Source organism: Parerythrobacter lutipelagi, from assembly GCF_005434975.1.
GTDB classification, from domain to species: domain Bacteria; phylum Pseudomonadota; class Alphaproteobacteria; order Sphingomonadales; family Sphingomonadaceae; genus Parerythrobacter_A; species Parerythrobacter_A lutipelagi.
The window spans coordinates 612,174-625,000 of sequence record NZ_SKCJ01000001.1; the positions used below are offsets into that span (position 1 = coordinate 612,174).

At 58.2% G+C, this 12,827-nt stretch carries 6 protein-coding genes, 1 tRNA gene and 2 rRNA genes (1 of these 9 only partly in view); 1 reads left to right on the forward strand and 8 read right to left on the reverse strand.

Features of this window, described 5'->3' with window-relative positions; translation table 11 throughout:
* Nucleotide 1: 1 nt before the first annotated feature.
* From E0502_RS03020 to E0502_RS03040, 5 genes are all read right to left on the reverse strand, one after another.
* Nucleotides 2–3,511, reverse strand: a complete 3,510-nt coding sequence (locus E0502_RS03020; RefSeq protein ID WP_137676483.1) for a cell division protein FtsA — start codon at nucleotides 3,509–3,511, stop codon at nucleotides 2–4.
* A 14-nt stretch (nucleotides 3,512–3,525) separates the two neighbouring features.
* Nucleotides 3,526–5,115, reverse strand: a complete 1,590-nt coding sequence (locus E0502_RS03025) for an FtsZ/tubulin family protein (protein WP_137676484.1) — start codon at nucleotides 5,113–5,115, stop codon at nucleotides 3,526–3,528.
* 1 nt (nucleotide 5,116) lies between these two features.
* Complete coding sequence (locus tag E0502_RS03030; protein ID WP_137676485.1) at nucleotides 5,117–5,647, reverse strand: hypothetical protein; 531 nt, start codon at nucleotides 5,645–5,647, stop codon at nucleotides 5,117–5,119.
* Nucleotides 5,648–5,716: 69 nt separating this feature from the next.
* Nucleotides 5,717–7,165 carry a hypothetical protein gene (locus E0502_RS03035; RefSeq protein ID WP_137676486.1) on the reverse strand — a complete coding sequence of 483 codons (1,449 nt, stop codon included), beginning with the start codon at nucleotides 7,163–7,165 and terminating at the stop codon, nucleotides 5,717–5,719.
* Nucleotides 7,166–7,410: 245 nt separating this feature from the next.
* Entirely contained in the window at nucleotides 7,411–7,671 is a 261-nt protein-coding gene (locus E0502_RS03040) for a hypothetical protein (protein ID WP_137676487.1), read from the reverse strand.
* Between the two features lie 90 nt (nucleotides 7,672–7,761).
* Between E0502_RS03040 and E0502_RS03045 the strand changes: the two genes are divergently transcribed.
* Nucleotides 7,762–9,633, forward strand: coding sequence for an ABC-F family ATP-binding cassette domain-containing protein (locus E0502_RS03045; RefSeq protein ID WP_137676488.1), 1,872 nt, complete (start codon nucleotides 7,762–7,764; stop codon nucleotides 9,631–9,633).
* Nucleotides 9,634–9,841: 208 nt separating this feature from the next.
* Here E0502_RS03045 and E0502_RS03050 read toward each other — a convergent pair.
* From E0502_RS03050 to E0502_RS03060, 3 genes are all read right to left on the reverse strand, one after another.
* Nucleotides 9,842–9,918 (reverse strand) — tRNA-Met (locus tag E0502_RS03050).
* Nucleotides 9,919–10,023: 105 nt separating this feature from the next.
* A 5S ribosomal RNA gene (gene rrf / locus E0502_RS03055) occupies nucleotides 10,024–10,138 on the reverse strand.
* A 135-nt stretch (nucleotides 10,139–10,273) separates the two neighbouring features.
* Nucleotides 10,274–12,827: ribosomal RNA gene (locus E0502_RS03060) — 23S ribosomal RNA — on the reverse strand (it continues 237 nt past the right edge of the window).

Below are 12,827 nucleotides of genomic sequence, written 5' to 3' on the forward strand. Positions count from 1 at the left end.
CCTATTCCTCCCCGTGGACTTCAAGCAATCCGTCACGCTGCGCGACCGGCATCGCCATGATTTCGACCAGTCGCCGCAGGGCGATCAGGAACGGCGGTTCGATCCCGACGCTGTCCTTCTTCTTGCCCTTCGCTGCTTTGCGGTCATTGCCGATCTCGTCGATCCGCTTCTTGACCGCACTGATGATCTCGCCTTCGGCGCCTTCCTTCTGACCGGTATCGATATTGATCGACAGGCCTAGCGAGTCCTCAAGCGCTTTGAGGAAGGCCTTGAATTCATCGAGATCGACCGTCTTGATCTTCTCATCGAACAGCTCAGCTGTCAGCGGGGCATTCCGGTCGAATTCCGCGTCCTTGGTTTCGAGCCGAAGCCCGAGCGGCATAATCGAGCCGAGCCCGTCCATGCTTTGCGCGTCGATATTGATGCTGTTGTCCTCGCCCAGCACGCCGCGCACGACTTCGAGCTTAGGATCGGCTGATGCGGAGAACCGCACACTTGTGTCGTCTTCAAATTCGCACGCAGCGGTGAATACGGAGAGCGCACGCGTCACTTCGGTGACCTTGTCCGCGCGCCCGCCTTCGCCATGCATCCGCTTGAACAGACCGCCGCCGCGCCCGCAAACCGCGAAGGCGGCGTGGCGTGCGTTGTCGACATCGATCGCATCGTCGCGTTCGATAAACTGTTTGACCAACCGGCCAATATACCAAGCCAGCCCGGCAATATAGACCAGAGCGGCATAGCGCAGCGGGTTGCCCGTGTCCGATGTGAGCCGCCGCCAGTGCGTGCTCATATTCGAATGCAGATCGGGTCCGCCGCCCTCGCCCCGGCGCGCGCTGAACAGCATTTCTGCCAGTTGCTTGCGTTTCTTCGAAGCGCCCGTACCGTCAGCCGTGCCGATCGACTTGGCCCATGACTCAAGCCCGATAGCGGTGAGAATCTGCGGGTTGTTGACCAGCAGTTCGGTAAAGAAGTCCCCGCCGGCGAGCTTGACCGAGCCTTTCCAGACCGGCGAAGTGCCATCCCAGATCGTCATGTCGGTCGTACCACCGCCGATATCGAGGATGATGTTGAGCCCGTCGGTGACGAATTTTTCTGCCTTCAGCATGTAGCTGGCGGCAGCAAGGCCTTCAGACTTGAGCTCGCCCATACCTTCTTCGTCGAGATCTTTGCCGAGCGAACGAAGGGCAGCGATAATATCGGCCTCGAAGGTGCTGCGCTTATTGTGGCTCATCGCTTCCGGGATCGAGAACCGCCATTCCGATTTCGCTGGATCCTCGCCCTTGGCCAGCAGTTCCGCAGCCGTCATGACCATGAACTGAGTGAGGAAATCGCTCGCCGCGTCGAGCTCTTTCTCGTTGGTCGACCATTTAAGGTCGAACTGCGCATCCTTGGTCGCCTCGCGGAATGCCGCCAGCTCAAGTTCTTCCTCGCCTTCCGCAGGTGGTTGTGCGCTGTGGAAGTAGATCACGTTGCGGAAGCTCCAAAGTGCCTCTTCATGATCGTAAGGCAGCTTGGGAATTGCGACCGAGGGGATCGGCGTGTTGCGCTGCTCCGGCGGCAGGAAGCCGTGGTAGTAATCGCGCGTGGCGTGAATCTGGTTCTCTTTCTGGATCTGGTCCATCGGGGTGACCGGGAAAACCATCCGATTCTGGAATTCCACCGCCGACGCCTCGCTGTCGCCGAACGCGCCCACGGTGTTGGTGCTGCCGAAGTCGATTGCGACTCTGGTGGTCGAAACCGGTGGCTCTTTGCTTTCCAGGTCCACCAGCACCATGCCAACAACCGCTCGCGGGCGCTCGCTACCGAACTGGTCAGCGTAAAGGATCGCATCGAACGGCTTGGAGGAGCATTGCATGTCCTCCCAGAAATTGCCGTTCTTAACGCTGCGTTCTTTCGACTTGAACAGCGGCGGGCCGCTAAGGTTCAGCCGGTCGTGCAGACGATTGCCATCATTGGCACCGCGCAGCGCGATATCAGCGTTCGCCGTGTCGTTTGCGCTCGCAATCAGATTGTGCATCAAGTCGACGGAAATCGCCTGGATCGGCCGGGCCATTTTCTCCTTGGTGGCGTTCTTGTAATAGAAACGCGCGAGATAGGTGTGCCACGCGTCCGAGCGGAAGTTCGGCCACAGCTGCGCGTTGTAGATGTCCCAGTCCTCCGAATCGACCAGTTGCCCGTCGTCATCGACCGGATCGATCGCATATTCGCGCTTGATCTGGGCCACCTTGCCATCGGGCGAACCATCGTCGATCTTTAGCTTGAGGCTGAAACTGGCCCGATTGCCGGTAACCTGGCCCGCGACATTTTCCTTCAGTTCGCCCGCCAGCATCATGGCCAGCGGTTTCAGCGGCAAGACCATATCCTTCAAGCCGTTGGGATGGGCGTCGATCTTGGGCTTCTTCTTCAGCCGGACCGCACGTTTGGTCAGCAGGTCGTCCTTGGTGAGCAGCAGGTAACCTTCAGCCTGTGCTTCGCCCCGCACCTCGCTGAGCTTCTGCTTCGATTTCAGCACCTCTGCCAGAGAACGGCGTTTCCACACATGAACATGCGCGGGATCGAGCCCCAACGCTTCGGCGACCGCCTCATCAGCCAGGATAAAGCCCTTGACCTTGCCCGCTCCCGACCCGGGCAGCGGTTTGAGCCTCACCTTTGTTTCCGAGACCGTGTCATCGCCGCTGGGTTCGCCCAGCTGGACGTCATTCCACAAGGCGCGAAACAGCTTGGGCAGCTTCGACTGGTTGTTCTCAGGCGCACTGGTATCTTCCGGGGCGCGGCCAAGGGCTTTCGTCACGTCCCCGGCATAGGTCCTGAGCAGGTCGGCAATCCCGGCTGCAATCGTGCCGCCATGGCTGCGGATCCCGCTCCACAATTCCTCGATATAGCGCTTGAGGATCGACAGTTCCGCGACCGACAGCTTCTCGACGCCAGGTGACAGCGGGCACTTCAGGTCGCCCTGCGCCCAACTGATATGCGGGACGACAATCTTGTGCGAATTGCGCCCGGGCGAAACCAGGCACACCGGGTTGGTCATCGCAATCGGCTTTTCGTGCATACCGGAGGCATCATCCGCTGTCCGCAGCATGATCAGCGCCGGCTCCTTCCACAGGCTACCATGCCCCTGGATCGCGATCTCGGGCGTAAGAGTGGTCAGAACTTCAGCCAGGTTCGAGCCATTGGCCAGATCAACCGGAAGCGGGCGCAGAGTGAAATCCTGCTTGTGCCGGAGCCGCAACGCCATCAGCGCCAACAGCCCGCGCCAGCGCGACAGCGACCGGTCGTGCAGGCTGTGCTCTTCATCGAGCAAAGCCGCGCCGAAGGCGGAGGCTTGCGCCCACGGATCCGGGATCGCCTGAATCGGCTCCTTGCGCAGATCGGCATTGCCGGTTTTCTCGACCGGCAAGCCAATCGAAATGCTCCCCAGATTGACATTGGTCGAGAGCCAGCAACCAGCCTGGTTGAGCTGCGGGACATTGTTGTTCGCGCGAAGGCGGGGGAGGTTCGTGACAGTCATGGTTTCGGTCTCCCTCAGCTGATCTTGCAGTTTTCGTAAACGCTTACGACTGCCTTGCCGATGCCGCTGTGCTTGGGCTGCGGGCTGGCGTTCACCAAATTGTCGAGAATGATCGCGGCAGGCGGCCCGGCAACAGTGTCACGCGCGTTGTGGATCAGCGCATCGAACCCATATGCCCAGGTGTCCTCGTCGATCGAATTGGCAAGCAGGACTGGTTTGGTCGGTTCATCGTTGGACCGGTAGAAGGGCCCGAAGCGCCACAGATACTGGCTGGTCGAAGATCGCTTCGCCATCTCCTCGATCGAGGTCGCCCAGAATTGCACGCTGCGGATCAGATCCTGCAACGCCTCCATCTGGTCAGCAGCCTGATCGGCATGCGATTTGCCGGCGAGTTTCTGCGCCCAATTGTATTTCTGCATGAAGCCGCCAAGCGGTTGACGCAGTTCAGGGGCGAAAATGTAACGCCAGTAGATGCAGAAGCGGAGCAATTGACCGAGCCGCGCCTGGTATTCGCGCTGGTCGGCCGCCTCAATAGGCAAGTCGCCCCAGTCAATCGCCTGGTCATCGCGCGAGCTTAAATGCACGCGGGTTTCCTCGACTTCGGTCAATTGGTTGAACTTGCGGAAAAAATCGATCGCAGCGGTAGCGGAAACCAGCTCAGCCGGTAGCGCCGGGTTCGACTGCTCGTTTGCGCCGGGTTCGTGATAGCCGAGCGGGAAAGGATCGTTCCAGCCCAGCGTATAGAACATGTCGAAGGTTCGCGCGTTGTCGCCCTCGTCGCTATCCTCCAGATCGAGCAGCTTGTGATAATACTCGAGCGCGAGTTTGGTCTTGGGAAGCAGCTCGTCCGGACGGACCACAACGTCTTCCTCGTCCTCCGGGCTGTCGAACATGAAGTAAGGCAGCATCAACAACCCGCCGATGCGCACACTGCTGGCGTTGGCCAGCTTGGCCGAACCGTTGTCGTCCGGCACCCGCATATTGTGCAACCGCCGCGCGAGCGTCGGGAAACCTGCCGCCCCTGTACCGCCAAAGGCCGAGCCGACGAGGAAGATGTTGATCGATTCCCCTTGCGACTTCTGGCAAATGTCCTCGATTGCTTCGAAAAACTTGTTCTTGGTGCCATTCAGCGAAGCCAGAAACGCCGCCGAACCAACATGCGCGCGGCCGCGATACCCTTCGTTGAGCTTCATCTTCTGCTCGCTCTCGTCATTGAGAAAGAGCATGTCGAACAGGTGTTCCTGTGGCGCATCGAGCCCGCGGCCCAGCATCTGGTGCAGCGTATCGCCTTCCGTGTTCGGGCGATAGACGACATCAATCTCGTCGTCGTCGGCGAACAGCGGCCGGATATTGGTGTTGAAAATGCTTTGTGGGCCTGCCTCGCCCCATTCGATGCCATGATCGGTGTTGGACCACAGCCGTTGCACCTTGCGCAAATTGGCCAGCATATTGACTGTGCGGGCAACATTGCCGTTGGCAAGGTCCTGATCGACGATGCCGACATAGGTATCGCCTTCGACCATACCGCTCATCATCAGGACAAGCGCGGCCTCGACTGTCTTCGCGCCGGTTCCGCCGACGCCTACAATGATGTTCTTCGCCATGTCAGCCTCCCTGCCGCAGCACGAAGCCAAGCGGTACGGACTTGACCATGGTCGCCTTCACGAACAGCGCGGTGCACAGCCAGAAGCCCAGGATCGTCAATCCGACGAGGGTCGCGATGGTTATTGCGTAGCTGCCCGGATCGATCGGATCGGCAATGGCCGGGATTGAAATGGTGCGCCACCAGGCGAAACCCATGGCTACCAGAATGACGACGAAAAGGAGCGTCCAGAGCCAGAGCCTGGAGCTCTTGTCCTTGGGGGTCTGCGGCATTGTCCGATGCGCACTGAACAGAAACAGGATGGCCGCGATGCAGCTGACCAGCAGTGTCTGCCACGCCCATCCGAACAGGTCCGACCGTGCGCTTTCCAGCGCATCGAGCACGATACGGCTCGCATCATCCGAATTCTGCGTGTTGATCAGGAGCGACTCGCTCGCATCGGAAAACGAGTCAGTGAACATGTAGAGCAAACCGAACAGCGCAAGCGCGAGGACGAGATGGACCCCGATCGTCCCGAGGATACCCTTAACCATGGCTGCTCATTCTCCTTATCACATGTCTGTCTTGGTCGCCCGCAACGGGCAAACCGGTTTTGTCTGATTTCAACCTTCTGAATTGACCAGCACGGTGAAGCCGATCACGCCGCCACCGTTCCGCTCTGTCGCAGTGCGCAGCGCATTCTCCATGATCCGCATCATTTCAGTCAGGTTGAGAGTGGGAAACAATTCCTGGCGATCGGCCTGCACGCTGCCCGCCTGATCCGATGTGAAAGACCATTCTTCCGCCCAGGCATTGGCCGGGTTTGGCGTATCGACCGAAACCCGCGAAAGTTCGCCTGAGATCATATAGACGCCCGATCGTTTCAACTGGCCCGCCAGACTCTTGCTGTCGAAGCCATATTCGAATTTGCCCGGTGCGCCCTCCTCGCCTCGTTCAAACGGCGTGTCGTTGACCAGAGTCGAAATCTTGGACCACTTGCCGCATTTGTCCCCGTCACGCCGCCAGAGGTCGACCGATGCACTGTATTCGCCTTGCCATACGGTGTTTTCGAGAAAATCATCATCGACCGGCGCAGTCCAGCTTGCTGACCGGACCGGCAACTTGGCATCCCGGCGGATCGCCGAACTGTCGAACTGGAACTGCTGAATCTTGATGCCGGGATGGGTTTCGAACGGCACCTGACGGAAGGCGGGATCGGCGCCCGGTGCAACGGGTTCACGCTTGCGCGCTTTGAGCGGCCCTGGATCGACTGTGAAGATCGACCGCTTGATGGCACCGGAAGCGAGCCCTTCACGGATGGTTCGTGCACCGCTTCGTTCGAGCTGGAGATCGAACTCCAGCACATCGTTTTTCGTCCCAATGGCGAGCAGGAACAAGGGGTGTGTGCCCTTGTGGCTTACGCTGGTTTCAGCGGTTCCGCCTGCGGGAATGTCATAGATTGTCCCGTCGAACGGGGCCTCGATACCGTAGATAGCGACTGCGCGGCCGCTCTGGAGGATCCGGGTCAGCGGTTCCTGCAGCGCAGTGGGCCCGCCCATACTGTCCATGCTGTTGTCGTACCACAGGTCGGAAATCACGATTGCCAGTTCTTCGGGTTTCTCCGCGACCATGGCGAGCACCTTGTCCAGATGCGATTCCTTGCTTTCGCAACTGGCAGAACCGCCTGCACAGCGGTACGTGGCCGGGTCCTGAAAGGTCGCTGCCGCATCGGTCATCGGTTCGGAGATATTCACGCCGAAACCCCGGTATTGTACTTTGGTCGCACCGGCCGTGCGGGCGACCACTGGCAGATTGCCGGCAAGTATCTGGAAGGGCCGGTTGTCGTTATCCGCCCCGCGCAAATAGCCGAGCATGCTGGCCGATCGGTCAACGTAAATGGTGCTGGTTTCCGCCTTGATCGGCTCGCTCATTGCCGGATTGCGGTCGCCTTCATTCTCGCTCGCCTGCCAGATCCAGCGCTGCGTTTCGTCGGGAAAACAGGAAATGCCGAGTTTGCCGGATCCGCCATCACCGCAAGATGCAACCAGCGTTGCAAGCGCTGCGGTGGTCAAAAGTCTTTTCTTGTTGCGTGTAAAACGCCCGACGTAAAACATCGTCCCCCCAAAACCGACGAATCCCTATTTACCGGTTATCTTTCCCATGAATCTAACTTTTGTCTACCGAATTCCGGAAGTTGTTTCGCTTTCGGCCAGCAATAGAGCACCGCCATGCCGGTCAGTTGCAATTGGCGAGCCACTTCATCCTCTCAGTCGTGCGGACAAACGTGTTTGCCGCAGCTTAAGATCCTGGCCTTGCGTTAGTCCGGGGTTTCGGAGGCGAGCAGATCCATCAGGTTGCGCGCCGCATCACGGTCAGTCGGACTTTCAAACGCGACATCAAGGTGCGGGGCCGCGTCCAGCATGTACAGCAAGCTCCACAGAGCGAAGCGGCGACCGCGGTCGCTTTCCATCCCGAGATCCACCGTCATGCGGTCGATCCCGGCAGGCAGTGCCACCGGATCGACCTCGGCCAGATCGCGCGTTCCGAAATAGCGCTGCAACAGATCCTGCATTTCCATCTGCCCGCGCTAGCCGATCCGGCGCTTCGTGCAAGCCGGATAGCGGGATTTCGGTTGGGCAGAAACCAATTGGCTGTTAGAGGGCCGCCCATGCTTACCATCGACGGTGTCACAGTACGGCTTGGCGGCCGGGCCATTCTTGAACGCGCCAGTGCAACGGTGCCGGTTGGCGCGCGCGTCGGCCTGATCGGGCGCAATGGTGCGGGCAAGTCCACGCTCATGAAGGCCCTGATTGGCGAAATCGAGCCCGATGCAGGCGAGATCACCAAGCCGTCGCGCGCGCGCATCGGTTACATCGCGCAGGAAGCCCCGAGCGGAGCCATGACACCGGAAGAGGTTGTCCTCGCCTCTGCGACGGAGCGTGCGCAATTGCTGGCAGAGCTGGAGACCTGCACGGATATGGACCGGATGGGCGATGTGCATGATCGCCTGCTGGCTATCGACGCCTACAGCGCACCGTCGCGCGCAGCCAAGATCCTGAAAGGTCTCGGCTTCGATGAAGAAATGCAGCGCACTCCGGTGGATCATTTTTCGGGTGGCTGGAAAATGCGGATTGCCCTCGGTGCCTTGCTGTTTTCCGAGCCCGACATCCTGCTGCTGGATGAACCCTCGAACCATCTCGATCTCGAAGCGACGCTATGGCTCGAGAATTTTCTCAAGTCCTATCCCGCGACTCTGGTCGTGATCAGCCATGAGCGCGATTTGCTCAACAAGGTGGTCGATCACATCCTCCACCTGCAGGGCGGCCAATTGGCGCTGTACCCTGGCGGATACGATGCATTCGAGAAACAGCGGGCCGAACGCGCATCGCAGCTGGCAGCGGCCAAGGCGTCGCAGGATGCGCAGCGCGCTCGGCTGCAGGACTATGTCGCCCGCAACAGTGCGCGCGCCTCCACCGCCAAGCAGGCGCAATCGCGGGCCAAGATGCTGGCGCGGATGCAGCCAATTGCCGCGATGATGGAGGACCCGACACTAAGCTTCGACTTCCCCGATCCCGCAGAACTGCGTTCACCGATGATAACGCTCGATCAGGCGGCCGTCGGCTACGGCACAGCACCGCCGATCCTGCGCCGGCTAAGCATCAGGATCGATGCGGACGATCGCATTGCATTGCTCGGCCGCAACGGGAACGGAAAGACGACACTGGCACGGCTGCTTGCCTCTCAGCTCGATCCTGCGGAAGGCGAAATGAATGCACCCGGTCGGCTGAAAGTCGGCTATTTCACCCAATATCAGGTCGAAGAACTGGCCGCCGAAGAGACGCCGTTGGATCTCATGAACCGGGCAATGGAAGGCATGGCGCAGGCAGCAATCCGGGCGCAACTTGGCCGCTTCGGGTTCTCCGGCTCGCGTGCGCAGACCCGGGTGGACAAGCTGTCAGGCGGAGAACGTGCGAGGCTGGCGCTGGCGCTGATCACACGCGATGCGCCCCACTTGCTGATTTTGGACGAACCGACGAACCATCTTGACGTTGATGCGCGTGAAGCGCTGATCCAGGCACTCAACGACTATTCCGGCGCCGTCATCCTGATCAGTCATGACCGGCACATGGTCGAATTGACTGCCGATCGACTGATCCTTGTGGATGACGGAACGGCCCGCGAATACTCCGGCAGCATGGAAGATTATATCGATTTCGTTCTGGGCCGGAAGCAGCCCAAGCGAGACCGCGATGGTTTGTCCAGGAAGCAGCGCGGCGCGAACGGCAAGGATGCGTCAGCGAAGACGCGCGAAGCCAAATCGGAATTGACCATGGTCGAACAGGAAATTGCGCGCCTCACCCTCGAAGTCGAGGAGTTTGATCGACTGATCATGGAGTATAGCGGAAGCCAACAGGATAAATCAGGCGCGAATATGGAGGATCTTCTTACGGCGCGGGCCAAAGTGGGCGACACTTTGGCGACCGCCGAGGAAAAGTGGTTGGCGCTTGGCACCAAGCTCGAGGCGATCACGCAAGGCTAGTGCCTTCCCGGCAAGCTGAGCACAATGCCGGGACCGTCTTTCAACGCCACCTTCTACTGCGAAGCGAACGCGCCTTCGGACCCATGCGCTCCCGCCAGGTGCCGGGCGCCATTCGAGCGGCTGCATCCCTGCTGGCTCGCAATTTGAAACGCAAAAAACCCCACTGACACCAGTGAGACGATTTTAGAACGGGTTTTCAATGAAGTGGTGGTTGCGGGGGTTGGATTTGAACCAACGACCTTCAGGTTATGAGCCTGACGAGCTACCGGACTGCTCCACCCCGCGGCACCGTGTTGTGCGCCTGCAAGAGACGCCAAAAGGGCTGCCCCTATTGGGTCAGCCCTTCGACTTGTGAATGGGTTTTTTTACCTCACACCCGCCGGCCATAATGCCTGGCGACGACCTACTCTTCCAACGCTTGAGCGTTAGTACCATCGGCGCTGTCCGGTTTCACGTCCGAGTTCGAGATGGGATCGGGTGGGTCACAGACGCTATGGTCACCAAGCAATAAAGCAGGCGGGTGGGGGGTTTAAATCGATGCGATACGTTCATTTAGGCGACGATCTGGCTGGATGTCTTCCGACATCATCAACGATCGGCCTTTGCCACAAGGGCAGGGCTGACGTTGATGGTGGGATTCATCAAGCATGATCAGAGTTATTAGGACTGGTTAGCTCCATGCATTACTGCACTTCCACACCCAGCCTATCAACGTGATGGTCTATCACGACTCGAAGATACCTAATCTCAAGGGAGGCTTCCCGCTTAGATGCTTTCAGCGGTTATCCCGTCCATACATAGCTACCCAGCGGCACTCCTGGCGGAATGACTGGTACACCAGAGGTATGTTCACCCCGGTCCTCTCGTACTAGGGGCAACTCCTTTCAAGTATCGACGCCCACGGCAGATAGGGACCAAACTGTCTCGCGACGTTCTGAACCCAGCTCACGTACCACTTTAATTGGCGAACAGCCAAACCCTTGGGACCTGCTCCAGCCCCAGGATGTGATGAGCCGACATCGAGGTGCCAAACGATTCCGTCGATATGAGCTCTTGGGAATCATCAGCCTGTTATCCCCGGCGTACCTTTTATCCGTTGAGCGATGGCCCTTCCACGAGGGACCACCGGATCACTATGACCGACTTTCGTCTCTGCTCGACTCGTCAGTCTCGCAGTCAGGCAGGCTTATGCCATTGCACTCTCGCAGACGGTTTCCAACCGTCCTGAGCCTACCATCGCGCGCCTCCGTTACTCTTTAGGAGGCGACCGCCCCAGTCAAACTACCCGCCATAGAGGGTCCCTGATCCGGATAACGGACCTAGGTTAGATATTAGAAAACAACAGGGTGGTATTTCACAGGTTGGCTCCACTCGGACTGGCGCCCAAGTTTCAAAGCCTCCCACCTATTCTACACAGTTCTTTCCCAATACCACTCTAAAGCTGCAGTAAAGGTGCACGGGGTCTTTCCGTCTAACCGCGGGTACTCCGCATCTTCACGGAGAATTCAATTTCGCTGAGCATATCCTGGAGACAGTGGGGAAGTCGTTACGCCATTCGTGCAGGTCGGAACTTACCCGACAAGGAATTTCGCTACCTTAGGACCGTTATAGTTACGGCCGCCGTTTACTTGGGCTTCAATTCGGAGCTTGCACTCCTCCTCTTAACCTTCAAGCACCGGGCAGGCGTCAGACCCTATACGTCGTCTTGAAGCCGACTTAGCAGAGTCCTGTGTTTTTGCTAAACAGTCGCTACCCCCTGGCCTGTGCCCCCCACCAAAAGTTGCCTTCTGATGGGGCCTCCTTCTTCCGAAGGTACGGAGGCAATTTGCCGAGTTCCTTCAGGATACTTCTCTCAAGCGCCTTGGTATACTCTACCTGACCACCTGTGTCGGTTTAGGGTACGGTCTATATGAAGAGGCTATTTCCTGGATCTGCTTGGCTGCATGCCCAATCCAATAAGGACACACAACTTCCACAAACCGTCACACATCTTCAGGCCCACGAATATTTACGTGGTTCCCATCGACTACCCCCTTCGGGCTCGTCTTAGGGGCCGGCTAACCCTGCTCCGATTAGCGTTGAGCAGGAACCCTTGGTCTTTCGGCGAAAGGGTATCTCACCCTTTTTATCGCTACTCATGTCAGCATTCGCACTTCCGATATGTCCACCGTCGGTTACCCTTCGGCTTCAACCACTTACGGAACGCTCCGCTACCGCTCAGAATAAATTCTGAACCCTAAGCTTCGGTGCATATCTTTAGCCCCGTTACATCTTCGCCGCAGGAACCCTTATTTAGACCAGTGAGCTGTTACGCTTTCTTTAAAGGATGGCTGCTTCTAAGCCAACCTCCTGGTTGTTTTGGGATTCCCACATGCTTTCCCACTTAGATATGACTTGGGGACCTTAGCTGTAGGTTAGGGCTGTTTCCCTTTTGACGACGGACCTTAGCACCCGCCGTCTGTCTGCCAGACAAGACTCGATGGTATTCGGAGTTTGGTTAGGTTTGGTACCGCTCGCGCAGCCCTAGCCCATCCAGTGCTCTACCCCCATCGGCATACATCTGACGCTCTACCTCAATAGATTTCGCGGAGAACCAGCTATTTCCCGGCTTGATTGGCCTTTCACCCCTAAACACAGCTCATCCGAGAATTTTTCAACATTCACCGGTTCGGTCCTCCAGTGCATGTTACTGCACCTTCAACCTGGCCATGCCTAGATCGCCGGGGTTCGGGTCTAATCCACCATACTCTATCGCCCTATTCAGACTCGCTTTCGCTGCGCCTACACCTAACGGCTTAAGCTTGCATGGTAGATTAAGTCACTGACCCATTATGCAAGAGGTACGCTGTCACCCCCCAAAGGGGCTCCAACTGATTGTAAGCATTCGGTTTCAGGTACTATTTCACTCCCCTAATCGGGGTGCTTTTCACCTTTCCCTCACGGTACTTGTTCGCTATCGGTCACATACGAGTATTTAGGCTTGGAGGGTGGTCCCCCCATGTTCAGACAGAATTTCACGTGTTCCGCCCTACTCGAGTCCTTCCTGATCACTTTCGCATACGGGACTATCACCCACTATGGTCTCACTTTCCAGAGAGTTTTGCTAATTAACAGGAAGGCACTGGCCTGGTCCGCGTTCGCTCGCCACTACTAACGGAATCTCGGTTGATGTCTTTTCCTCCAGGTACTGAGAT